Source organism: Comamonas fluminis, assembly GCF_019186805.1.
In the GTDB taxonomy this organism is placed as follows: Bacteria; Pseudomonadota; Gammaproteobacteria; order Burkholderiales; family Burkholderiaceae_C; genus Comamonas; species Comamonas fluminis.
On record NZ_CP066783.1, the window covers coordinates 4,415,126 to 4,437,499 of the forward strand.

The following is a 22,374-nucleotide window of genomic DNA, read 5'->3' on the forward strand; positions in this document are numbered from 1 at the left end:
AACAGGACTACTTCAACGCAAAGCCCAGCGCTACGCCTGCAAAAATCACAGCCCCAATCCAGTGGCTTTTACTGAAGGCGACAAAGCAGCCCTCACGCGTGCGGTGGCGAATCAGCGTGTAGTGCCAGCCAATCTGCGCCGCCGCCACAGCCATGCCCAGCCAGAAGGGCCAGCCCAGCTGGTACGGTGCCAGCACCCAGGCAATCAGGGCCCAGCACAGCACAAAAAAGCCCATCACACCCACCACATCAAAGCGGCCCAGGGTGATGGCCGAGGTCTTCATGCCGATTTTCAGGTCGTCATCACGGTCCACCATGGCGTATTCGGTGTCATAGGCCAGCACCAGAAACATATTGGCCAGCCACAGCGTCCAGGCCGTGGCGTTGACCTCACCCGTCACCGCAGCAAAGGCGATCACGATGCCGAAGTTGAACGCAATGCCCAGAAAGGCCTGGGGCATGGCAAAAAAGCGCTTGGTAAACGGGTAGAGGATGGTGAACAGCACGGCAGGCACCGACCAGGCCACCGCCTCCCAGCGGGTGGAAAGCACCAGCGCGAACGAGATCAGCGTCAGCACCAGGCCGACCATGGCAGCTTCCTTGACCGAAACCTGCCCGCTGGTGATGGGGCGCTTGGTCGTACGCTTGACGTGCTTGTCAAAGTCGCGGTCGGCAATGTCATTGATGGTGCAGCCCGCGCTGCGCATCAGCACCGTGCCCAGCACAAACACCACCAGCAGGTGCCAGCCCGGAAAGCCATTGGAAGCCACCCACAGCGCCACCAGCGTGGGCCAGACCAGCACCAGCCAGCCAGCGGGCCGATCAAAGCGAATCAGGTCCAGATACAGCGAAAGACGGCTGCGCTGAGGCGCAGGTGCTGGCGATGTGGGAGTGGAAGCAGTCATGACAGGGGCAAGTTCAAAGTTCGGCGCAGCTCCATTGTGCCGCGCATGGCGGCAATCCTCTCTGGCGTGCGCAACCCACCCCTCTCGCGGCCATGAAAAAAGGCCGCATGCGCGGCCCTTATTCGTGGATGTCTGCCGATTATTCCGACAGGCGCTGCACGCCGGGCAGCGGGCAGGCATAGACGGCGTTGCGCAGTGCAGCAATCGCCTCATAGCGCGTGAAACTGCGGCGCCATGCCAGCACCACACGGCGCGTAGGCGGGGCGATGCCGTCTTCCTCATGAATGGGCAGATAGCGAATATGTGGCTCATCGCCCTTGCGGCGACGTTCCGTAGGCGCCAGCGCGTCTTCAGGCACGGACAGGCGCGGCACCAGGGTCACGCCCATGCCGGCGGCCACCATGTGCTTGATGGTCTCCAGCGAGGAGCCTTCGAACGTGCGGCGAATGCCTTCCGAATTGCTGGCGCAGCGCGCAAATTCGGGGCAGACCTCCAGCACGTGGTCGCGAAAGCAGTGGCCCGCGCCCAGCAGCAGCATGGTTTCGTTCTTGAGGTCTGTGGTGGACAGGCTTTTTTTCTGTGCCAGCGGGTGACCACTGGGCACGGCGGCCATGAAGGGCTCGTCGTACAGCGGCGCCAGCGCCAGACCGGTGTCCGGGAAGGGCTCGGCCATGATGGCGCAGTCAATTTCACCGGTGCGCAGCATCTCCAGCAGCTTGACAGTGAAGTTCTCCTGCAGCATCAGCGGCATCTGCGGCGTGTTCTTGATGGAGTTGCGCACCAGCTCAGGCAGCAGATAGGGGCCGATGGTGTAGATCACACCCAGCGTCAGCACGCCGGACAGAGGATCCTTGCCGCGCTTGGCAATTTCCTTGATTTCGTTGGCCTGCTCCAGCACGCTTTGCGCCTGTCGCACAATTTCCTCACCCAGAGAGGTCACCGAAACCTCACCAGCGCTGCGCTCGAAGAGCTTGACGTCCAGCTCTTCTTCCAGCTTCTTGATGGCCACGGACAGCGTGGGTTGAGAGACGTAGCAAGCCTCGGCAGCTCGGCCAAAGTGCTTTTCACGCGCCACGGCCACGATGTACTTCAATTCGGTAAGGGTCATAGAGACTTTGTGATGGGGGCCATCAATAACAGCAGGAATTGTGCAATTGCGGGCCGCCTGCCTGCAAGATATATGGAGGCAGACACTCCCAATACAGGCATTCAACCACAAATCCATTCGGCGAAGGATTACAGAAGGTTCGTAAATTGCTTTGGAATTTACGTTTTAAAACATCCTTTTACAAGACTTCATGCTTTTAGATATTCCGCCTTGCCGCCCAGCCAGCGGCTGACATGGCGCGCAGCCAGCGCCGGATACTGCTCCAGCATGTGCGGCGCCAGCTCACGCGCCCAGTCCAGCAGCAGCACATCCTGCTCCAGATCCGCAAAGCGCAGCATGGCAGCGCCCGACTGGCGTGCGCCCAGAAACTCGCCGGGGCCGCGAATTTCCAGGTCGCGCCGGGCGATCTCGAAGCCGTCGTTGGTCTCGGCCATGGCGCGCAGTCGCTCTTTGCCAGTATCTGACAACCGCCCGTTATCGTTGACAGAGTAAAGAAGCACGCAGGCTGATGCTGCCGCCCCACGCCCCACGCGGCCACGCAACTGGTGCAGCTGGCTCAGGCCAAAGCGTTCGGAATGCTCAATCACCATCAGCGATGCGTTGGGCACATCCACCCCCACCTCAATCACAGTGGTAGATACCAGCACGCCCATGATTCCGGCGGAAAACAGTTCCATCACCGCTTTTTTCTCGGCCGTGGGCATGCGCGAGTGCAGCAGGCCGACCATGACGCCGGGCAGCATCTCGCTCAGATACTCATGCGTTGCCGTGGCATTGGACAGGTCCAGCGCCTCGCTCTCTTCAATCAGCGGGCACACCCAGTACACCTGGCGGCCACTGGTGACCTGCGCGCCGATGCGCTCGATCACCTCATCCTTGCGGCTGTCCGAGATCAGCTTGGTGACGATGGGCGTGCGCCCCGGCGGCAGCTCGTCGATGGTGGATACGTCCAGATCAGCGTAATAGCTCATGGCCAGCGTGCGCGGGATGGGCGTGGCGCTCATCATCAGCATATGGGGTTCTAGCCCGGTGGCTGCCAGCTTTTGCCGCAGCGCCAGGCGCTGGGCCACGCCAAAGCGGTGCTGCTCGTCAATCACGGCCAGCGCAAGATTTTTGAACTGCACTTGGTCCTGAATCACCGCATGCGTGCCCACGACCAGCGCGGCTTCACCGCTGGCGACCAGCGCCAGCATTTCGGCACGCTCTTTCTTCTTTTGCGCACCTGCCAGCCATGCAACCTTTTTGCCCAGGGGCGCCAGAATCGGCTCCAGCCAGCCCACCAGCTTGCCAAAGTGTTGCTCGGCCAAGATTTCGGTAGGCGCCATCAGCGCACATTGCCAGCCTGCCTCTATACAGGCCACGGCGGCTAGCGCGGCCACCACGGTCTTGCCCGAGCCCACATCGCCCTGCAGCAGCCGGTGCATGGGTATCTGGCGCACCATATCAGCGCAGATTTCACGCACCACACGCTGCTGCGCACCGGTCAGGCCAAAGGGGAGTTGATCGAGAAACTGTTGGGTGAGGTCTGCACTGCCCGCCTGCGGCGTCAGCACGGGCGCCCGCAAACGCGCCCGCTCGCGCTTGGCCTCGTATTGCGACAACTGCTGGGCCAGCAGCTCTTCGGCTTTCAGCCGCTGCCATGCAGGGTGAGAATGATCTTCCAGCGTCACCAGCGCCACGTCGGGCGTTGGATGATGCAAAAAAGTGAGCGCATTGCGCAAGTCATAAAAGGGCTGCAGGCCATTTTGACCATAGAACTGTGCCACAGGCGGCTGCTCGCCGGGCGGCAGCGTTTCGGACAGGTCTGCACGCTGCAGGGCCGTGACAATGGCGCGGCGCAGATACGCTTGCGGCAGGCTGGCCGTGGCCGGGTAAACCGGCGTCAGCGCCGTGGGCAGCTCGCCACCTGCAACCCTGAACGTGGGGTGCATCATCTGCCGCCCCCAGAAGCCACCTTTGACCTCGCCCCGAATGCGCAGGCGGGCACCTACCGCCATGGTTTTCTGCTGCGATGGGTAGAAACTGAAGAAGGTGAGCACGCAACTGGCCGAGCCATCATCCACCGTCACCTTGAGCATGCGCCGGGGGCGCAGTTGTACCTCGCACTGCGTGACAGTGGCTTCAATCTGCACGGTGTCGCCCTCGCGGGCATTTTTCAACAGCGTGATGCGGGTTTCGTCCTCATAGCGCAGCGGCAGATGCAAGGCCAGATCAATGTCGCGGCGCAGGCCCAGCTTGAGCAGGGCTTGCTGCGCCGGGCTGGGGGCTTTCTTGGCGGTCGCAGCAACATCTGCAGCGGGCACCGGCTTTTTGGCCGGCTTGGTTCCAGCCGCCTTGCCTCCCGCCCCTTGGCGGGCGTTGGGAGTCTCTTCACCAGACAAAGAGGAAGCTGCGGGCTTACGAGGCATGCGAAAGGTGTTGTCGGTGCGACCCAGCACAGCTGCATCGCACCTCATCAATAAAACAGTGTATGAATATACAGCTCTCCGTGGGGAATTGAGCGTCTGACATAAAGGAATTCTGCGATGCATTTATGATGCTTTTAGTTACATCATGCGTTCCTTCATCGAATTGTGTTAAAGCGCATACGCGTCGAGCAGGCCATAGTGGGCATGTTTGTGCATGAGCTCTGTGGCCCATGGATGAAGCATCCCTTCTGGCGCAACCGCTTTCTGCTCTCCACCGAACAAGATCTGGATCGGCTTCGCTCCACCCAGATCGAATACCTGTGGATAGATGGCAGCAAGGGACTAAGCGCACCCGATTCAGAGCCCGTGCAGGCCATCGTCGAAGCACCTGCGGCTGAAGCGCCACCTGCACCAGAGGCGCCCAAGACAACACCTCTGCTACAAGAACTGGAGCGCGCAGCCCATATCTGCGCTAGAGCTGGCCTGGTTCTGCAGTCCATGTTCAGCGATGTGCGCCTGGGCCGCCCTGTTGAGCGCGACAGTGCGGACCGTCTGGTGCAGCAGATGCATGCCTCCATCAAGCGCAATCCGCATGCGCTGATCAGTCTGGCCCGCATCAAAACCGCCGACAACTACACCTATCTGCACAGCATGGCCGTCTGCGCGCTGATGATGGCTCTGGCCCAGCGCATGCAGATGAGCGAGGAAGAGGTGCGGCTGGCGGGCCTGGCAGGCCTGCTGCACGATGTCGGCAAATGCCGCATCCCGCTGCATATCCTGAACAAGCCTGGCGCACTGACTCCCGAAGAGTGGCTGACCATGCAGGATCACTCCCGCCTGGGTGCGCAATTGCTGCGCCCAATGGATGTGCCCGATCTGGTTCTGCAAGCCTGTCTGCAGCACCATGAAAAAATGGATGGCAGCGGCTACCCCGGCAAGCTCAAAGGCACGCAGATTCACCCGCTATCGCGCATGACGGCGATCTGCGACATCTATGACGCGGTGACCTCGGACCGCCCCTACAAAAAAGGCTGGCCGCCCGCACAGGCGCTGCAGCGCATGGCTCAGTGGTGCGGCGACCATCTGGACAAAGTCATCTTCGAGCAGTTCGTGCAGACGGTGGGGATCTACCCTGTCGGCTCGCTGGTGCGCCTGAGCAATGAGCAGCTGGCAGTGGTGATTGACGCCACCTCAAACAGCCTGCTGACTCCCAAAGTTCGGGTCTTCTACTGCGCGCAGACACGCCAGCCACTCTCTCCCGCAGAGCTGGAGCTGCACCAGAGCGAGATTCGCATCATTTCGCGCGAAGACCCTGAAAACTGGGGGCTAGGACCGCTGAATTCGCTGTGGCAGCCCTGACGCCTGCAGCCTTAAAGCCAATTTGAGACAATCGACAACCTGTTTGATTGAACTTGGAACGGGCCTCGTTCGGCCCTCAAGCCCCGCATGTCTTCCTGCTCTCGTGAATTCACCCTCAGCGATTTCGACTTCAACCTTCCCGAATCGTTGATTGCTCAGCACCCCACCGCAGTCCGCAGCGCCTCGCGCCTGCTCGATGGTCGCGAAATGCCGCCCACCGACCGCATCTTCCGCGAACTGCCAGACCTGCTCCAGGCAGGTGACCTGTTGGTCTTCAATGACACCAAGGTCATCAAGGCCCGCGTCTTCGGCGAAAAAGCCAGCGGTGGCAAGATCGAGCTACTGGTCGAGCGCGTGCTTCAGAACAATGAAGTTGTGGCCCATATGCGCGTGAGCAAGAAGCCATTGCCGGGCGCCAAGATTCACCTCTGCGGCGGCCTGAAAAACGGCGGCTTTGAAGCCACCCTGCTGGGACGCTGGCCTGACGAAAACGGCCCCCTGTTCCACCTGTCCTTTCAGGGCAACAGCGGCCAGACGCCTTATGAATTGCTGGACCAGTTTGGTCATCTGCCACTGCCTCCGTATATCGAGCGCCAGCAAAACAGCGAGCACGATCCGGACGAAAAAGAAGACAGCGAACGCTACCAAACCGTATTCGCCGCCCACCCTGGTGCAGTCGCAGCGCCCACAGCCGCGCTTCACTTCGATGAAACCGTCCTCGCCGCGCTGCAGGCCAAGGGCGTGGAACGCGCCAGTGTCACCCTGCACGTAGGCGCTGGCACCTTCCAGCCGGTCAAGACCGAAAACCTCGCCGAGCACAAAATGCACAGCGAGTGGTATGACATTCCCCTGCCCACACTTGCCGCCATGGAACGCTGCCGCCAGCGCGGCGGACGCATCATCGCCGTTGGCACCACCACTGTGCGCACTCTGGAGTCATGGGCCAAATACGGCAACACCACAGGTGACACCAGCATCTTCATCACCCCAGGTTTCGAATACCAGGTGGTCGACATGCTGATCACCAACTTCCACTTGCCCAAAAGTACCCTGATGATGCTGGTCAGTGCTTTTGCGGGTTACGAGCACATCATGAAGCTGTACGATCACGCCATCGCCCAGCACTATCGCTTCTTCAGCTATGGAGATTCAATGTTGCTGCAGCGCAAGCGCTGAGTCGGCTCGGCGCGACCATTACAAATAGCCACACTACCCTTCCTGCATGTCCTGCACTTCAGGGTTAGATTTCGCCAATGCCCAATAACGCTTCCAACGTAACTGTCGACCCTCACAATCCATCAGATGACGAACTGGATTTACTTGATCTCCTGGTCACGTTTGTCGAGAACTGGAAACTCCTGATTCTGGGTCCCATTGCTGTTGGACTGATCGCTCTGGGCATCAGCTTCGTCGTACCCAAAACATATCAGAGTGAGTCCTCTGTGCAGGTTGAGCGCTCGGGCTCCGGCTTTTCTGCCCCAGTTGCAGCAAGCCTTGCGCTGTCTGCAGACGTGTTGCACACGATTGCACCAGTGGCGGGGCTTGATGATGGACTGACGACAGAAGAAATCTATAAGCAACTCAGCAAGCGTATCTCTGTCAGTGTTGGCAAGCAGGACAAACTGCTCAATGTGGTTACTCAAGCAAAAAGCCCGGAAGCAGCACAAAAACTCAACCAGGCCTTGCTGGACACACTGTTTCCCTTCAGCAAACCTCGTGGCACTGAAAAAGAACAATTGCAGTTGCAACTGGCAAGTGAAAAGAAGCGCTTGGAGGAATCTCTGAAACTGGAGCAGGACACCGCAGCCAGTATCGCTGCAGGCAAAAGCGTGACAGAGGCAACCAGTCGCCTTTATGGAGAGTTGCTGTCAGCGAACAGCACAAGACAGCAAACTATTCTTGAAATGGAGCGCCGCCTTCAAGGTCTGGACAATGACGACGTGGTTCAGACTCCCACACTGCCCGAGTCAGCCATCAAACCGAAAAAATCGCTCATTGCCATCGGCGCAACCATTGCATCAGGCTTTCTGCTGCTCGTGTTTGTTTTTGCAAGACAGGCCTTGCGTTCTGCACAGGAAGCCTCGCCTGAACAAGCTGAGAAAATTGCCCGTATCCGCAAGGCTCTGCCCTGGTAAGCTCAGCAGCATGCATTCATGAGCCCGCTGACGCGGGCTTTTTTGCGCCTCATTGCAAAGCTTTGTCTGACAGAGCATCGATCAATGGCAATGGCAATGGCAATGGCAATGGCAATGGCAATGGCAATGGCAATGGCAATGGCAATGGCAATGGCAATGGCAATGGCAATGGCAATGGCATTGCCATCGTGCTGCTGACGTGCTTGGCCGGTGACAAAGAGTGTCAATAGCCATGCGCGTGCCTGAACTCCCGAGCCTTGCCAAAGTGCCCATTGCCAATAAATGGCACAGGCGGCCGCAGCGCAGACAGCGGTGAGGGGTGATTGCTCATCAGCACCAGATGCCCTCGGTCCTGCGGAATGAAGACCCGTTTGGATTGAGCGTGTGCGCCCCAAAGCATAAATACAGTGGGACGTCCCTGCTCGGCCACATGGCGAATGATGGCGTCCGTCAAGGCTTCCCAGCCTTTCTTGGCATGGCTGGCCGCTTGGCCTTCTTCCACCGTCAGGCAGGTGTTGAGCAACAGCACACCATGCTGTGCCCAGCCCACCAGGCTGCCTCCAGGCTGCGGAAACGGTGGAAACGGCGTGCCCAGATCGCGCTGCATTTCCTTGAACATATTCAACAGCGAAGGCGGCACGCGCACGCCGGGTGCTACAGAAAAAGCCAGGCCTTCCGCCTGCCCGCGTCCGTGATAGGGATCCTGCCCGAGGATGACCACTCGCACCTCTTGCGGCGGTGTCAGCTCCAGCGCACGCAGTGGCTTGGGGGGGAAGATCACCGCACCATCATTCAGGCGCTGCTGCAAAAAGCCCAGCAATTGCTGGCCGGTCTTGCCCGCAAAGAACTCATCCACCACAGACTGCCAGCCAGAAGCCACAGGCCATGCCGCAGGGTCTGCGACTATCAGTTGCGTAGAGGAAAGGTCTTGACTGGGGCTGAAGGAACTCATGCGCTTATTTTCTCTGTGTTTGATGGGCATTTGCGCCCAAATAAAGGGTTAACCCTTAGCCTCTGACACTCAAAATACCTGATTTCAGTGAGTGACCTGAAGTGCCTAACTGCAAAGAATTGCAACCAACGCCAACACATGGCGATGGAGGATCTTATGCACAGCACCTATCACACTCAGTCTTCGTCCGTTACCAGCATGTTTGCCAGCGCGCGCTCGGCCTTCAGCCTGGGCCCCAAAGGCTTTCGGTTTGCCGGCTGGGAACTGCGCCTTCGCTCACGCAGCCTGATCAACTTTGAAGGCAAGGAAGTGGGCTTGACCAAGACCGAATGTGCGCTGCTGCAGGCACTGCTGCACCGCCCCCGCCAAATCATGAGCCGTGAGCAGATCATGGACATGACCCAGGCCGAAAGCGATGTCTTTGACCGCGCGATCGATGTGCAGATGCTGCGTCTGCGTCGCAAAATTGAGGCATCCAGCCATGCACCCGCCTTGCTCAAGACCAAGCGCGGCGCGGGCTACTTTCTGGATGCCGACGTGCAGGTTCTGAACTGAGCCTGCAGCCAGAGCTTGCGCTTAGCCAAACAGCTTGGCCAGCGCATCACCTGGATCGGCGGCGCGCATAAAGGCCTCGCCCACCAAGAAGGCATTGATGCCAGCATCGCGCATGGTCTTCACATCAGCGGCAGTCAGAATACCGGACTCAGTCACCAACAAGCGATCTGCAGGCACATTTTTCTGCAACTCCAGCGTGGTTTCGATATGGACTTCGAAATTGCGCAGATTGCGGTTGTTGATGCCCACTAGCTCCGTTTTGAGCTTGAGCGCGCGGTCCAGCTCGGCACCATCATGCACCTCGACCAGTACGGCCATATCCAGGCTGCGTGCGATCTGCTCCATCTCGGCCATTTGCGCGTCTTCCAGGCAGGCAGCGATCAGCAGGATGGCATCAGCGCCCATGGCGCGCGACTCATAGATCTGGTACGGATCGACCATAAAATCCTTGCGCAGCACGGGCAGCGTGGTGCTGGCACGGGCCTGCTTCAGATAGTCGGGCTGGCCCTGAAAGAACTGGCGATCCGTCAACACCGACAGGCAGGCAGCGCTGGTCTTGCCATCACCCACCATATAGCTCTGCGCAATCTCGGCAGGGTCGAAGTTGGCGCGAATCACGCCCTTGCTGGGGCTGGCCTTTTTGACCTCGGCAATTACCGCCGCCTGGTTCAGCGCAATCTTGGCACGCAGCGCGCCCACAAAATCGCGGGTCAGCACACGGCTTTCAGCATCGCGGCGCATGTCCTCAAAGGACAGCTTTTTCTTCGCGGCCGCTACTTCCTGCACTTTGACGTCGCAGATTTTTTTCAAGATGTCAGACATTCTTATTCCTTGGATTCAGGGGCCGGAGCACGCACCACCTTCATGATGAAGTGATGCATGGCGATGCCAACCACAATGAACAGCAGCGAGACACCCAGAACAATCCAGGTTCCCGCATCATTCCAGATAGGCGCGTGCAGCAGGCTCATGCCTGGGCGCTCAGCTTTTGCGTATAGCCCACCAGCTCATTGAGCTTGGCCAGCGCCGCACCGCTGTCAACAGCCTTTTGCGCACGCTCCAGCCCGTCTTCGATAGAGCTGGCCACATTGGCCGCATACAGCGCAGCGCCTGCATTCAGGCAAACGATGTCACGCGCCGGGCCTTGCTGACCTTGCAACACGCCCATCAGCATGGCTTTGGATTCTTCGGGGTTCTCGACCTTGAGCGAGCGCGTACCCGCCATGCGCAGGCCAAAGTCCTCGGGGTGGATTTCGTATTCGCGCACCACACCGTCTTTGAGCTCGCCCACCAGCGTGCCAGCGCCCAGACTGATTTCGTCCAGACCATCGCGGCCATAGACAACCAGCGCATGCTCGGCGCCCAGACGCTGCAGCGCACGCACCTGGATACCCACCAGATCTTCGTGAAACACACCCATCAAAATGTTGGGAGCAGACGCCGGGTTGGTCAGCGGCCCCAGAATATTGAAGATGGTGCGCACACCCAGTTCCTTGCGTACGGGTGCCACGTTCTTCATGGCCGGGTGGTGGTTGGGCGCGAACATAAAGCCGATACCCACATCGCGGATGCAATCGGCAATCTGCGCGGCGTTCAAGTTGATGTTGACGCCCAGCGCCTCCATCGCGTCCGCGCTGCCCGACTTGCTGCTGACACTGCGCCCGCCATGCTTGCTGACCTTGCCGCCCGCGGCCGAGATCACAAAGGTCGAGCAGGTGGAGATATTGAAGGTGTTGGCGCCGTCGCCACCCGTGCCCACGATATCGACCAGATTCTTTTTGTCATGCACGTTCACCTTGTTGGAGAACTCGCGCATTACCTCGGCCGCGGCCGAGATCTCGCCAATCGTTTCCTTCTTCACGCGCAGGCCGGTGAGGATGGACGCCGTCATGACGGGCGACAGCTCGCCACGCATGATCATGCGCATCAAGTGCAGCATCTCGTCGTGGAAGATTTCGCGGTGTTCGATCGTGCGTTGCAGCGCTTCCTGGGGAGTAATCATTGCCGTATCTCTCTATGATTTTGTGAGCTGCTTGCGCTTGTCATTCATGGGATTTGAATAGTTTTCTAAGTAAAACCCATGAATAAGAAGCGCTGACAGCTATCAGTGAATGAGTGAACCTTGCTGATAAAGCGGACTTACTTTTGCTCAAGAAAGTTCTTCAGCATGGCATGGCCATGCTCGGTCAGGATGCTCTCGGGGTGGAACTGCACGCCCTCGATGGCCAGCGTCTTGTGGCGCACGCCCTGAATTTCACCATCTTCGCTGGTCGCGGTGATTTCAAGGCAGTCAGGCAGCGTGTTCTTGTCAATCACCAGCGAGTGATAGCGGTTGACCGTGAACTCTTGAGGCAAGTCCGCAAACACGCCCTTCTGGTCGGTATGGATCACGCTGGTCTTGCCATGCATTTGCTGGGCTGCACGGATGATGTCGCCACCCAAGGCTGCGCCAATGCTCTGGTGGCCCAGGCAGACACCCAGAATCGGCATCTTGCCCGCGAAATGTTTGATGGCAGCGACCGAAATCCCCGCCTCATTGGGCGAGCAGGGGCCGGGCGAAATCACCAGGCGCTCAATGCCTTCACGCGCCATCAGCGCCTCGACTTCGGCCACCGTGGTTTCGTCATTGCGCACCACGGTCACCTCGGCGCCCAGTTCACCAAAGTACTGAACGATGTTGTAGGTAAAGCTGTCGTAGTTATCGACCATCAGCAGTTTCATGGTCCTTACTCCCCGGCGATTTCTGCAAAGCCGCCAGATCCGCGCAAGCGCGCGAACTCACGGTGTTCATAGGCAATGCACTCTTCCATCAACTGGCGGTACACGGCTTCCATCACGTCGGGCTGGCCGCCCTCTTGTGCAGTGCGCTCACGCACGCGACTGACGATGGCTTCGATACGCGCTTCATCGCGCACCTGAGTCACGTCGCCCTTGATACGAGCGGCCTGCGTCATATAGCCAATGCGGGTAACCAGCAGCGGCACCAGCACATCGTCCAGCGCATTCACATTGCGGCGCACATCTTCCATGGTGGTGCAGTGCTGAACAAGATCAATAGAACGGATCACTTCATATCTCCAAAGCATTGGAAATCGCGCATGGCGTCGAATACTGGCAAAGCACTATGCGAGGGACGGCCAGCAAGGGCCGCCCCGCAGCGTGGGCTGCCCCAGCAAAGGCCGTCGTCCCCCTTCAAGGGGGAAGGCGCGCAGCGCCACAGGGGGTGGTCATTTTTCATTCCAGACCTTCCTCAACCAGTTCTGCAGCACGCAGCAAGGCGCGGGCCTTGTGCTCGGTCTCTTTCCATTCCAGCTCGGGCACAGAATCTGCCACCACACCCGCTGCGGCCTGCACATACAGCACGTTGTCTTTGATAACGCCGGTGCGAATCGCAATCGCCAGATCCATATCACCCGCAAAGCTCAGGTAACCGCAGGCGCCGCCGTAGATGCCGCGCTTGGTGGGTTCGAGCTGGTCGATGATTTCCATGGCATGCACCTTGGGCGCCCCCGTCAGCGTACCGGCGGGGAAGGTGGCCTTGAAGACGTCCATGTTCTCCATGCCGTCCTGCAAGATGCCTTCCACATTGCTCACGATGTGCATGACGTGGCTGTAGCGCTCCACGGCAAAGGCTTCGGTCACCTTCACGCTGCCAGTCTTGGCAATGCGGCCAATGTCGTTGCGCGCCAGATCGATCAGCATCACATGCTCGGCACGCTCCTTGGGGTCGGCTACCAGTTCTTTTTCCGTGGCCTTGTCGCTCTCGGGCGTGTTGCCGCGTGGGCGGGTTCCGGCCAGCGGGCGAATCGTCACCTTCTCGCCATCGGGCGTGCTTTCCTGGCGCACCAGAATCTCGGGGCTGGCGCCCACCACATGAAAATCTCCAAAATGGTAGAAGTACATGTAAGGGCTGGGGTTGAGCGAGCGCAGCGCACGGTACAGGCTCAGCGGCGATGCGGTGAAGCGCTTGTGAATGCGCTGGCCCACTTGCACCTGCATGAAGTCGCCCGCAGCAATCAGGTCCTTGGCCTTTTGCACTGCGCTCAGATAGTCCTGCTTGTCAAAGCTGCGCTCTGCAGGGTAGCTCTCACCTGCGCGAATCTGCGGTGCGCTGACGGAGTAGCGCAGTTGATCCTTCAACTGACGCAGACGCTTTTTGGCGCGGGTATAGGCTTCGGCCTCGCCGGGGTTGGCATAGACGATGAGATAGAGCTTGCCCGAGAGGTTATCGATGACGGCGACCTCTTCGCACTGCAGCAGCATGATGTCGGGCGTACCCAGGCTATCGGGCGGGCAGGAGTTTTCGAGTTTCTTCTCGATATAGCGCACCGCGTCGTAGCCAAAGTAGCCCGCCAAGCCACCGCAAAAGCGCGGCAGGCCAGGGGTCAGCGCCACTTTGAAGCGTTTTTGATAGGCCGCGATAAAGTCCAGCGGGTTGCCGCTGGCGGTTTCGACCACGGCCCCATCGGTCACCACTTCGGTCCTGGCTTCGGCACCGAAGCCAGAAGCGCGCACAAAACTGCGAGCGGGCAGGCCGATAAAGCTGTAGCGGCCAAAGCGCTCGCCACCGACCACGGATTCCAGCAAAAAGCTGTACTTGCCGTCGCCATTGGCGTGAGCGAGCTTGAGGTAGAGGGAAAGCGGGGTTTCGAGGTCGGCAAAAGCCTCGATCAGCAAAGGAATGCGGTTAAAGCCTTGGGCCGCAAGCGATTTGAATTCCAGTTCCGTGATCACGGGAGACACTCCGGGAGTCATGGCGCATGGCACACCTGTGAGAGGTTTGGTACAGGTGACGCGAGAGTGCGTGAGAGATGCGCCGGTTCATTCCAGTTGGCCTGAGATATGCAGCAGTGCATACAGGCCGCGGGTGCACGCCGGGCTCGTGCCGGGTGCGTTAGCAGTTCAGTTGGGCAGGCTTACGCCAGGGCCAGGCTCCCCGGTCTCCACAACCTGCATTGAACGTGCGATGAATGAACATGATTCGAACAGTGTAGCGCATACCGCTGCCGCACAAGGCACTGGCGCATTTTTCAGTGCCATTCACCCACCGAGTGCAAAGACTCACATGCTGGGGACAGCCCTTATTGCCATAAATATTTACAAATTTAAACATACACCTCCTTCACGCCTGACAGGTGGAAGTGCCAAGGTCGCCAGCAGAGCGGTCTGGCGAACAACATGAGGAGACATATCCATGCCCAAGCCACACTGGACAACTGCGTTGCTGCTGACCGCTGCGCTTGCCACTTTCGCCACCCATGCCCAGGATCGCCCCGCTGAAGCCACCCAGGTACAAGGCGTGAGCTATGCGCCCACCTTGCAGTTGCAAGGAAAAGCCCTGCAACTGAATGGCGCAGGCACGCGCTACAAGGCGGTGTTCAAGGTCTATACCGCCGGGCTTTATCTGGAAAAGCCCGCGCACAGCCTGCAGGACATTGCCGCACTGCCCGGGCCCAAACGCATCAGCGTCACCATGCTGCGCGACATTGATTCCGCCGAACTGGGCAAGCTGTTTGCGCGTGGCATGGAGGACAACATGGAGCGCGCCGCTTTCTCTAGGCTGGTGCCCGGCGTCATGCGCATGAGCGACATCTTCACCCAGCACAAAAAACTGCTGACTGGCGAGACCTTCACCGTGGACTGGATTCCAGGCCAGGGCACAGTGGTCACCGTCAAAGGCCAGCCACAGGGCGAAGCCTTCAAGGAACCCGAGTTTTTCAACGCCCTGCTGGGAATATGGCTGGGGCCTAAACCCGCCGATCAGCAATTGAGGAAAGCGTTGTTGAGCACAAATTAATACAAAGCGTTTCCTTTAGACTACGGCCCCAATGCCTAGTCTCGCCCACTCTTTCCTGAGCCATCGGCTCCGCTCTCTTCCTCTGCTTCTGGGCTCTGCGTTCTTATTGACGCAGGGTCATGCCCAGTCTTTGCCGCCTGCAAGCGCCCCAGCCGCAGCGCCAGGAATGAAGGCCCCTGAGAAGGTCATTACCGACATCGAAAACTATGGTGCGGCATTTGAGGCGAACTGGTCGCCGATCACCATGCCGACCGGGCAAAAAACAGCGCTGCTGGGCGCCAGCTACATGGTTGCGCTGGATGAGGACTGGGCCATTGGCCCCGCCGCCTATGGTGCGGCACAGGGCCAGTTTGGCGGTTTATTCACCGTAGGCTTCAATGTTCAGAAGCGCTGGCGCCTTGCCAAGGACTGGCATCTGGCGACCAGCCTTTATGCCGGGGCTGGGGGGGGCGTAAGCTCTGACAAAGTCCGCGCAGGCGGTGGACTGATGCTGCGGCCAGAGCTTTCGCTGCGGCGCGAGTTTGGCGACTGGTATGCCGGCGTCGGGGTCTCGCATGTCACCTTCCCGAATGGCAGAGGCAATATCAAAGACACCGGTGTGACATTTACCGTGGGCATGACGGACCGATTTTTGAGCTTTGCACCCAGCAGCTCTGGCTCGCTGGGCCGCACGTCTTACAACACCGGCATCGGATTTGATGAAATCGCGCTAAGCGTAGGCGCCGAAAAGCCGCGCAGCGGCAGCTTTACCCGTAGCGGAGAGCCACTGACCACGCGCAAAAACAAGGCAGGTGCAGACCTGCGCCGCTATTTCGACTCCGGCTCGGCATGGTGGGGCATGGAAGCATCTGGCGCCGCATCTGGCGGTCACGATGGCTACATGGAAATTCTGGGCAATATCGGCAAAGACTGGGGAATCGGCAGCGAACGCCTGCGTCTGGGCGTGCAGGCATCCGCAGGTCTGGGTGGCGGCGGCAACATGGATACCGGCAGCGGCTGGCTGCTGCGCGTAGGCCCCACGCTGCGCTGGATCACCCCTTGGGGACCCACATTGCGTCTGGATGCCGGTTACATGAAGGCCCCCTGGGGGCACTATGACTCTCTGCAGATCCGCGGCTCGCTGGCTGTGCCGCTGGAAAAAGGCTCACGCATCCCCGGAAGCAACAACCCCATGGAACTGGGCCGCATCAGCACCCAGACCTGGTTTCTCAACACGCCACGATTCAACAACTTTGTATTCAAGGACGGCTCCCGCGAAAGCGTGACAGGCCTGGGCCTTGGTATGACGCGCAGCTTTGGCGACACCTGGTACGGCGTGGGCTATGCGGGCAGTGCCGCCTTGGGCAAAGCCGGTGCCTTCTCTTACGGCATGTTTGGCCTGGGCGCACAGACGCCGAAATGGAACGGCATCCGCTTTGGCGCTGAAGCACTGGTGGGTGCAGCAGGCGGTGGTGGTGTTCAGGTGGGCGGCGGTGCCGTCTCTCAGGGTGAGCTGTGGGCCCAATGGGAAGGCGGCAGTCAGGATCGACTGCGCGTGCGCCTGGGTATCGGCCAGTGGAAGTCTTTGGGGGGCGACAAACACAGCACCCCCATGGTCAACGTCAACATTGGCTGGGCTTTCGGCACTCTGGGGCCAGCCAACTGACGCAGGCCCAACCGCTCAATCTGATTGACTCATCCCATTTGCACCCCGGTTGAACTGACAAGTCAGTTGTGCGGTGCCAGCAGATCCCGGTAGTAGCCTGGCAACGCAAACAGCGCGCCATGGGTCTGTGCGTTGTAGTACTGCAGCTCTCGCACCCGGCGCTGCTCAATGCGCTGCGCGGCTTGGGCTGCGGTCAAGGCCTTGGCATCCAGACTGTCAGACGCCACGGCCAGCCCCCAGTACGCGCCGTAGAGCGGGATATACAGGCCGTAGCAGCGCACCACCGCAAACTGTTCGCGCAAGCTGCGTGCAAGCTCTGCCACCTGCGGGGCATGAAAGACGGGGCTACCCAGGTGCAGCACCAGTGCCCCGCCTGGCGCCAGCACCCGTTTCATTCGCGCCAGCGATTCCGGGGCATACAGTGCGCTGGCGGGTGTATCGGGGTCGGTCAAGTCCATGAAGGCCAGGTCAAAGCGCTCATCCGTGCTATCCATCAAGGCCATGCCGTCGCCAATGCAGACTTGCACGCGCGGGTCGTCCAGCGCGCCACGGTGCACGACTTGCAGGTGCTGGCGCGAGAACTGCACCACAGCTTCATCCAGCTCGGCCAGCACCACGCGCTCGATGCTGGGGTGCTTGAGCAACTCTTCCGCTGCGCCGCCATCTCCGCCCCCCAGAATCAAGGCTTTGCGCGGTGATGGGTGGGCCATGGCGGCGGGGTGCACCAGGGCTTCGTGATAGAAGAATTCCTCTTTTTCAGAGGTCATGAAACGGCCGTCGATGCGCAGCACCTTGCCAAATTGCGACGTTTCCAGCAGCTCCAGTTGCTGAAATGGCGTCTGTACCTTCTCGCCAGCGGTGGCGCGATAGCCAAAGCGGCTGTGAGGGGTGAGATGTTCTTGCTCCCAGCCCATTTCCTGCTCAGGCACAGTGTCCAGCGCAGCCTCATGACTCGCTGTTGCCATGCTGATGTCGCCGCGCATCAGCTGCTGGCGCAGCACGCGCTTGGGGGCAAAGGCTTCGATGACGCTCTCCATCAGTTTGCGCGCCTTGCCCGAGTTGTCATCAGAGAAATTGCAGACATAGACGTCGATGGTGACGCTGCCTGTCTCTGGCCAGGTGTGAATGGCCAGGTGCGACTCTGCCAGCAGCACGGTTCCTGTCACCCCGCCAGGCTGGCCCTCATAGGGCGGAAACTTCACCCATGTGTCATCCACCAGAGTCAAACCAGAGGCCGCAGTCTGGTCGCGGCATAGCTGGGCGATGGCGTCGGCGTCGAGCATGTAGCGCTCGTGGCCCGAGCATTGGTACAAGTCAGCGGTCAGGTGCAGTCCGTGCATGTGGCGTGAGTCCCCCTTCGTTCTCTGCCGGGCCTTCAAGGTGATGGGCACCGGCATGGTTCAGACAAAGCAAACGACTCTAGCAAACATGCTTATCCGCACTCATCTCTGCCAGAAATGCGGATAACGCAACACCATCACGCAATAAGTTGAGCCAAGGAATCCAGGTGCGCATTCGCCTTCACCAAGGTGATGGGCTGACCGTGGTTGTAGCCATAGCTCACCAGCACCACAGGGCAGCCTGCGGCATGTGCGGCCTGCGCGTCATTGCTGGAGTCGCCCACCATCAGCGTGCGTGCGGGGTCACTGCCCAGTGCCTTGCAGGTTTCAATCAGCGGCATGGGGTCTGGCTTTTTGCGGGGGAAGGAATCGCCGCCAAACACGCAGTCAAAAAAGCCATCCAGTCCCTTGGCGGTCAGCAGTGGCTGGGCAAATGACAGGGGCTTGTTCGTCAGGCAGGCCATGCGCAGCCCCATGGATTGCAGCTGCTTCAATCCCAGCAGCACACCGGGATAAACATCCGCAAACTGGCCATTGATGGCCAGATAGTGATGCTCATAACGCTGCCAGGCCTGCGGGTACAGCGCGTCGATATCCTGCGCGCCGACATGGGCCAGCACGGAGCGAATCAGGTGCTCGCTGCCTTTGCCCACCATGTTCTCAATGGCCTGCGGCGCGATGGCGGGCAGTTGCAGATCCGCCAGCATGCGGTTCAGGGCCTCGGCGAAATCGCCCAAGGTGTTCACCATGGTTCCGTCCAGGTCAACCATGACGGCATCGATATCCAGAGCTTGGGCGGGTGCAGGCAGATTCAGCTTCATACAACTATCAATTCAATAGCTGCATGCGCTTACCATATTGGGCTTGCAGCCAAAAACAATAAAAAAGCCTGCATGAGGTTCGCATGCAGGCTCGTGGTTTGACCGATCTCAGGCAGCCAGGTTCTTGCGCATGATGTCGATCACTGCCTTGTAATCAGGCTTGCCAAAGATGGCGCTGCCAGCCACAAAGGTGTCGGCACCGGCATCGGCCACGGCGCGGATGTTGGCCTCCTTGATGCCGCCATCCACTTCCAGGCGAATGTCCTTGCCCGATGCCTCAATACGCTTGCGAGCGGCTTCCACCTTGCGCAGCGTGCTATCAATAAAGCTTTGACCGCCGAAGCCAGGGTTGACGCTCATCAAGAGGATCAGGTCAATGTCTTCAATCACCCAGTCCAGCACGTCCAGCGGCATGGCGGGGTTGAAGGTCAGGCCTGCCTTGCAGCCGCGGCTCTTGATGTTCTGGATGCTGCGGTGCACATGCTGCGATGCATCAGGGTGGAAGCTGATGTAGTCCGCACCGGCCTTGGCGAAAGCGGTGGCCAGATCGTCCACGGGCTGCACCATCAGGTGCACGTCGATGGGCACAGGCTTGCCGTCGGGGGTCACGGCATGGGGCTTCAGTGCCTGGCAGATCATGGGGCCGAATGTCAGATTCGGCACGTAATGGTTGTCCATCACGTCAAAGTGGATCCAGTCAGCGCCAGCAGCGATGACATTTCGCACTTCTTCACCCAGACGGGCGAAGTCGGCTGACAGGATGGAGGGGGCAATACGGTAGGTGGGGCTCATGGTGGGCAATTGTCGCAGTTACCATTGCGCCATGCCAAAGAACGAGTTTCTGGTCCAAGTCCAGCCAGCCTACCTGCCCGAGCAATCTGCTCCCTCAGCGGGCGTCTACGTCTTTTCCTACACCATCACCGTGACCAACACGGGCGATGCGCCCGCGCAATTGATTGCGCGGCACTGGATCATCACCAACGAGCTAGGCCATGTCGAAGAGGTCAAAGGCCTGGGCGTGGTGGGCCGCCAGCCGCTGCTGCAGCCCGGCGAATCCTTTGAATACACCAGCGGCAGCCAGCTGCGCACGCCCACAGGCACCATGCAGGGCAGCTACCTCTGCGTGAACCATGAGGGCGAGACCTTCCAGTGCGAAATTCCTCTGTTCGTGCTGCAGATGGATGAAACGGGCAGCGCCATGCCCGCCAGCGAAAAACGCGTTCTGCACTGAAGCCGTGTCGCGCATGAAGAAAACCGCCTCAGACCTTCCGCGCCTGCTGCAGGCGCTGGATCCTCATGCCGATCTGGCCCAGCGCCACCTGTGGCTTATCCATCTGGTGGAATGGATTAGAGCAGCCCAGCCTTCTACCGATCTGGCCGTGCGGCGCGTAGAGGAAATCGTCTCCGCCTTCGAGGCAGACCCCGACGCCCGCCTGCGCCTTTGCCAGTGGTGGCAAAAGCTGCTGGAGACGATTGACATCACCGCCCTGCTGGCCGACTTTGGCTTTGCACCGCGCACCGCCATGGCCAGCGAGGTGGCCGAGCGCCTGCGCTACAAGCTGCTGCCCAGCACGCCTGAGACGGTGGATGCCTCCGAGCTGTTCATGCTGGTCTTTCCCGACCGTTTTGACGCTCGCTGGCTGCATGCACTGGACAGCGCACTCATGGCCCGCATTGCGGCCTTGGTTGCTCCGCCACCAGAAGAAGGCACCAGCTTCTGGGAACGCAATCTGCTGGACGCCATCACTTACTGTTCAGGCCAGATTCTGTCCACCGGCTTCGCGCCTGAGCTGCGCATGCGCATGAGCGACGAGGCGCGCGAAGAAAAGCCTTTTCACGCCCTGATTCACGACGTGGAAAACCTGCGCGTGGAAGTCATGCTGCCGCTGCGCACCACCGATCGGCGCGATGCCGCAGCGGCGCAGCTGCGCGAACGACTGGAAGCCTGCCGCTCTGCCATCTCTTCGGTGTATTCCTATGTCGAAGCCGAAGGCATCTCCGTCGGTCTGATCTTCCGCCTGCGCCAGGTGCGTGCCCGTATTCTGCGCATTCGCCGCCTGCTGGACTGCCTGCTGTCCAACGACCGAGCCTACGAAACGTCCGAGCTGCTGGCCAATCTGGTCGCTGTAGGGCTGGAGCGCCGCAGCGTGCGCGCCCTGCTGTCCACCAATTCCTCGCTGCTGGCCGCCAAGGTGGCCGAGCGCAGCGCTGAAACCGGCGAGCACTACATCACCCGCGACAAGGGCGAATACCGCAACATGATGGCCAAGGCCGCTGGCGGCGGCTTTGTGATGGCCTTCACCACACTGGGCAAGTTTGCGCTGTATGCGCTGGGGCTGTCCGTCTTCTGGTCGGGCCTGGCCGCAGGCATGAACTATGCGATCAGCTTTGTGCTCATCCAGATGCTGCACTTCACCGTGGCGACCAAGCAGCCTGCAATGACGGCCCCCGCCATGGCCGCCAAGCTCAAGGACATCCAGTCCGACAACTCGATTCAGGAGTTTGTCGATGAAGTGGCCCATCTGGTGCGCTCTCAGGTGGCAGCCATTCTGGGCAATGTACTCATCGTTTTCCCAGCCGCCATGGCGCTGACCATGGGCTACGCCGAACTGGTCAAGCACCCTGCGCTCAGCCCCTCGCACGCCACCCAGGTGCTGCAGTCACTGAGTCTGCTGGGCCCATCCGTGCTGTTTGCCGCCTTTACCGGCGTGCTGCTGTTTGCCAGCAGCCTGATTGCAGGCGGTGCGGAAAACTGGTTTGTGCTGCGCAATATCGACTCTGTGATTCGCTACAACCCGCGCATCACCCGGTTTCTGGGCACTCAGCGCGCAGACCGCTGGGCGCGCTTTCTGCGCAAGAACATCTCGGGGCTGGCGTCCAATATTTCGCTGGGCTTCATGCTGGGACTGGTACCGGCTTTCGCCACCTTCTTCGGCCTGGGGCTGGAGGTGCGCCACGTCACCCTGTCCACCGGTCAGCTAGGTGTGGCCGTGCCTTCGCTGGGCTGGGATGTGCTGCACTCCAACCTGCTGTGGTGGGCCGTGGCCATGCTGCCCTTCAACGCCGCGCTGAATGTGGGCGTGAGCTTCTACCTGGCCTTCCGTGTGGCCTTGCGGGCCCACAACGTCAGTGGCGTTGACCGTTCGCGCATCTACAAAGCCATACGCCAGCGCTTCTGGCGCAAGCCGTTCAGCTTCTTCTGGCCATAAATCAGAAGCTGCGTCTATCAGACAGGGTAGATTGCAATACTTCTAGGGCAGACTTTTTCCATAATCTGGAAGTCTGCCCTACCGTATTGCTGCCATGCCCACAGCCCCAAATGCTCTCACACGCCGTCAATGGATGGCCTG

The 22,374-nt window shown here is 59.9% G+C and carries 22 protein-coding genes; 8 read left to right on the forward strand and 14 right to left on the reverse strand.

Translation table 11 applies throughout. The features are described from left to right. Positions 1-7: 7 nt before the first annotated feature. From ubiA to recG, 3 genes are all read right to left on the reverse strand, one after another. Positions 8-904 carry a 4-hydroxybenzoate octaprenyltransferase gene (gene ubiA, locus JDW18_RS20410; protein ID WP_218241426.1) on the reverse strand — a complete coding sequence of 299 codons (897 nt, stop codon included), beginning with the start codon at positions 902-904 and terminating at the stop codon, positions 8-10. A 139-nt stretch (positions 905-1,043) separates the two neighbouring features. Beyond that, complete coding sequence (locus tag JDW18_RS20415) at positions 1,044-2,012, reverse strand: LysR substrate-binding domain-containing protein (RefSeq protein ID WP_218241427.1); 969 nt, start codon at positions 2,010-2,012, stop codon at positions 1,044-1,046. 188 nt (positions 2,013-2,200) lie between these two features. Then, positions 2,201-4,420 (reverse strand): ATP-dependent DNA helicase RecG, encoded by a 2,220-nt coding sequence (gene recG / locus JDW18_RS20420; protein WP_246610124.1) that lies wholly within the window; start codon positions 4,418-4,420, stop codon positions 2,201-2,203. Positions 4,421-4,624: 204 nt separating this feature from the next. Here recG and JDW18_RS20425 point away from each other — a divergent pair, with 204 nt between their 5' ends. The 3 genes from JDW18_RS20425 (at position 4,625) to JDW18_RS20435 (ending at position 7,914) form a co-directional block, all read left to right on the forward strand. Next, positions 4,625-5,779 (forward strand): cyclic di-GMP phosphodiesterase, encoded by a 1,155-nt coding sequence (locus tag JDW18_RS20425; RefSeq protein ID WP_246610127.1) that lies wholly within the window; start codon positions 4,625-4,627, stop codon positions 5,777-5,779. A gap of 87 nt (positions 5,780-5,866) precedes the next feature. Further along, positions 5,867-6,955 (forward strand): tRNA preQ1(34) S-adenosylmethionine ribosyltransferase-isomerase QueA, encoded by a 1,089-nt coding sequence (gene queA, locus JDW18_RS20430; RefSeq protein WP_218241429.1) that lies wholly within the window; start codon positions 5,867-5,869, stop codon positions 6,953-6,955. Positions 6,956-7,032: 77 nt separating this feature from the next. After that, positions 7,033-7,914 carry a Wzz/FepE/Etk N-terminal domain-containing protein gene (locus tag JDW18_RS20435; protein WP_218241430.1) on the forward strand — a complete coding sequence of 294 codons (882 nt, stop codon included), beginning with the start codon at positions 7,033-7,035 and terminating at the stop codon, positions 7,912-7,914. 2 nt (positions 7,915-7,916) lie between these two features. Here JDW18_RS20435 and JDW18_RS20440 read toward each other — a convergent pair whose 3' ends face one another. Both JDW18_RS20440 and JDW18_RS20445 read right to left on the reverse strand, forming a co-directional pair. Further along, positions 7,917-8,141 (reverse strand): hypothetical protein, encoded by a 225-nt coding sequence (locus JDW18_RS20440; protein WP_218241431.1) that lies wholly within the window; start codon positions 8,139-8,141, stop codon positions 7,917-7,919. Then, complete coding sequence (locus JDW18_RS20445; protein ID WP_218241432.1) at positions 8,138-8,866, reverse strand: uracil-DNA glycosylase; 729 nt, start codon at positions 8,864-8,866, stop codon at positions 8,138-8,140. The genes JDW18_RS20440 and JDW18_RS20445 overlap by 4 nt, the downstream gene beginning before the upstream one ends. Positions 8,867-9,022: 156 nt before the next feature. Between JDW18_RS20445 and JDW18_RS20450 the strand changes: the two genes are divergently transcribed. Then, positions 9,023-9,421, forward strand: a complete 399-nt coding sequence (locus JDW18_RS20450) for a winged helix-turn-helix domain-containing protein (RefSeq protein ID WP_218241433.1) — start codon at positions 9,023-9,025, stop codon at positions 9,419-9,421. A gap of 21 nt (positions 9,422-9,442) precedes the next feature. Here the strand turns inward: JDW18_RS20450 and trpC are convergent, their stop codons facing one another. From trpC to trpE, 6 genes are all read right to left on the reverse strand, one after another. Next, entirely contained in the window at positions 9,443-10,243 is an 801-nt protein-coding gene (gene trpC / locus JDW18_RS20455; protein WP_218241434.1) for an indole-3-glycerol phosphate synthase TrpC, read from the reverse strand. Between the two features lie 2 nt (positions 10,244-10,245). Then, positions 10,246-10,392: a hypothetical protein gene (locus tag JDW18_RS20460; protein ID WP_218241435.1), complete on the reverse strand. Its 147-nt coding sequence runs from the start codon at positions 10,390-10,392 to the stop codon at positions 10,246-10,248. Beyond that, positions 10,389-11,423 (reverse strand): anthranilate phosphoribosyltransferase, encoded by a 1,035-nt coding sequence (trpD, locus tag JDW18_RS20465; RefSeq protein ID WP_218241436.1) that lies wholly within the window; start codon positions 11,421-11,423, stop codon positions 10,389-10,391. The genes JDW18_RS20460 and trpD overlap by 4 nt, the downstream gene beginning before the upstream one ends. Positions 11,424-11,560: 137 nt before the next feature. Continuing rightward, positions 11,561-12,142, reverse strand: coding sequence for an anthranilate synthase component II (locus JDW18_RS20470; protein WP_218241437.1), 582 nt, complete (start codon positions 12,140-12,142; stop codon positions 11,561-11,563). Positions 12,143-12,147: 5 nt separating this feature from the next. Continuing rightward, complete coding sequence (locus JDW18_RS20475; RefSeq protein ID WP_425514818.1) at positions 12,148-12,450, reverse strand: chorismate mutase; 303 nt, start codon at positions 12,448-12,450, stop codon at positions 12,148-12,150. Between the two features lie 205 nt (positions 12,451-12,655). Then, the gene (gene trpE / locus JDW18_RS20480) at positions 12,656-14,155 is read right to left on the reverse strand and encodes an anthranilate synthase component I (RefSeq protein ID WP_218241439.1); all 1,500 of its coding nucleotides are present in this window, start codon (positions 14,153-14,155) and stop codon (positions 12,656-12,658) included. Positions 14,156-14,615: 460 nt separating this feature from the next. Between trpE and JDW18_RS20485 the strand changes: the two genes are divergently transcribed. Further along, positions 14,616-15,218 carry a chalcone isomerase family protein gene (locus JDW18_RS20485; protein ID WP_218241440.1) on the forward strand — a complete coding sequence of 201 codons (603 nt, stop codon included), beginning with the start codon at positions 14,616-14,618 and terminating at the stop codon, positions 15,216-15,218. A 166-nt stretch (positions 15,219-15,384) separates the two neighbouring features. Next, positions 15,385-16,863 (forward strand): hypothetical protein, encoded by a 1,479-nt coding sequence (locus tag JDW18_RS20490; protein WP_218241441.1) that lies wholly within the window; start codon positions 15,385-15,387, stop codon positions 16,861-16,863. A gap of 62 nt (positions 16,864-16,925) precedes the next feature. On the opposite strand, the gene speE is transcribed toward JDW18_RS20490, so the two are convergent. From speE to rpe, 3 genes are all read right to left on the reverse strand, one after another. Continuing rightward, complete coding sequence (gene speE / locus JDW18_RS20495) at positions 16,926-18,203, reverse strand: polyamine aminopropyltransferase (RefSeq protein ID WP_218241442.1); 1,278 nt, start codon at positions 18,201-18,203, stop codon at positions 16,926-16,928. Between the two features lie 137 nt (positions 18,204-18,340). Beyond that, a complete protein-coding gene (gph, locus tag JDW18_RS20500) occupies positions 18,341-19,024 on the reverse strand; it encodes a phosphoglycolate phosphatase (RefSeq protein WP_218241443.1) in 684 nt (227 codons plus the stop codon). A gap of 108 nt (positions 19,025-19,132) precedes the next feature. After that, positions 19,133-19,816 (reverse strand): ribulose-phosphate 3-epimerase, encoded by a 684-nt coding sequence (rpe, locus tag JDW18_RS20505; RefSeq protein WP_218241444.1) that lies wholly within the window; start codon positions 19,814-19,816, stop codon positions 19,133-19,135. 31 nt (positions 19,817-19,847) lie between these two features. Here rpe and apaG point away from each other — a divergent pair, with 31 nt between their 5' ends. Continuing rightward, entirely contained in the window at positions 19,848-20,255 is a 408-nt protein-coding gene (gene apaG / locus JDW18_RS20510; protein WP_218241445.1) for a Co2+/Mg2+ efflux protein ApaG, read from the forward strand. 13 nt (positions 20,256-20,268) lie between these two features. Further along, positions 20,269-22,233 carry a site-specific recombinase gene (locus tag JDW18_RS20515; RefSeq protein WP_218241446.1) on the forward strand — a complete coding sequence of 655 codons (1,965 nt, stop codon included), beginning with the start codon at positions 20,269-20,271 and terminating at the stop codon, positions 22,231-22,233. The last annotated feature ends 141 nt before the right edge of the window (positions 22,234-22,374 follow it).

Bases quoted from the DNA above. Each gene is read 5' to 3' on its own strand.
- JDW18_RS20415 (WP_218241427.1), bottom strand. From the start codon at position 2,012: ATGACCCTTACCGAATTGAAGTACATCGTGGCCGTGGCGCGTGAAAAG.
- JDW18_RS20515 (WP_218241446.1), top strand. From the start codon at position 20,269: ATGAAGAAAACCGCCTCAGACCTTCCGCGCCTGCTGCAGGCGCTGGAT.
- rpe (WP_218241444.1), bottom strand. From the start codon at position 19,816: ATGAGCCCCACCTACCGTATTGCCCCCTCCATCCTGTCAGCCGACTTC.
- apaG (WP_218241445.1), top strand. From the start codon at position 19,848: ATGCCAAAGAACGAGTTTCTGGTCCAAGTCCAGCCAGCCTACCTGCCC.
- gph (WP_218241443.1), bottom strand. From the start codon at position 19,024: ATGAAGCTGAATCTGCCTGCACCCGCCCAAGCTCTGGATATCGATGCC.
- trpC (WP_218241434.1), bottom strand. From the start codon at position 10,243: ATGTCTGACATCTTGAAAAAAATCTGCGACGTCAAAGTGCAGGAAGTA.
- speE (WP_218241442.1), bottom strand. From the start codon at position 18,203: ATGCACGGACTGCACCTGACCGCTGACTTGTACCAATGCTCGGGCCAC.
- queA (WP_218241429.1), top strand. From the start codon at position 5,867: ATGTCTTCCTGCTCTCGTGAATTCACCCTCAGCGATTTCGACTTCAAC.
- JDW18_RS20485 (WP_218241440.1), top strand. From the start codon at position 14,616: ATGCCCAAGCCACACTGGACAACTGCGTTGCTGCTGACCGCTGCGCTT.
- JDW18_RS20475 (WP_425514818.1), bottom strand. From the start codon at position 12,450: ATGGAAGATGTGCGCCGCAATGTGAATGCGCTGGACGATGTGCTGGTG.
- JDW18_RS20435 (WP_218241430.1), top strand. From the start codon at position 7,033: ATGCCCAATAACGCTTCCAACGTAACTGTCGACCCTCACAATCCATCA.
- JDW18_RS20450 (WP_218241433.1), top strand. From the start codon at position 9,023: ATGCACAGCACCTATCACACTCAGTCTTCGTCCGTTACCAGCATGTTT.
- JDW18_RS20445 (WP_218241432.1), bottom strand. From the start codon at position 8,866: ATGAGTTCCTTCAGCCCCAGTCAAGACCTTTCCTCTACGCAACTGATA.
- JDW18_RS20460 (WP_218241435.1), bottom strand. From the start codon at position 10,392: ATGAGCCTGCTGCACGCGCCTATCTGGAATGATGCGGGAACCTGGATT.
- ubiA (WP_218241426.1), bottom strand. From the start codon at position 904: ATGACTGCTTCCACTCCCACATCGCCAGCACCTGCGCCTCAGCGCAGC.
- JDW18_RS20490 (WP_218241441.1), top strand. From the start codon at position 15,385: ATGAAGGCCCCTGAGAAGGTCATTACCGACATCGAAAACTATGGTGCG.
- JDW18_RS20470 (WP_218241437.1), bottom strand. From the start codon at position 12,142: ATGAAACTGCTGATGGTCGATAACTACGACAGCTTTACCTACAACATC.
- trpD (WP_218241436.1), bottom strand. From the start codon at position 11,423: ATGATTACTCCCCAGGAAGCGCTGCAACGCACGATCGAACACCGCGAA.
- recG (WP_246610124.1), bottom strand. From the start codon at position 4,420: ATGCCTCGTAAGCCCGCAGCTTCCTCTTTGTCTGGTGAAGAGACTCCC.
- JDW18_RS20425 (WP_246610127.1), top strand. From the start codon at position 4,625: ATGTTTGTGCATGAGCTCTGTGGCCCATGGATGAAGCATCCCTTCTGG.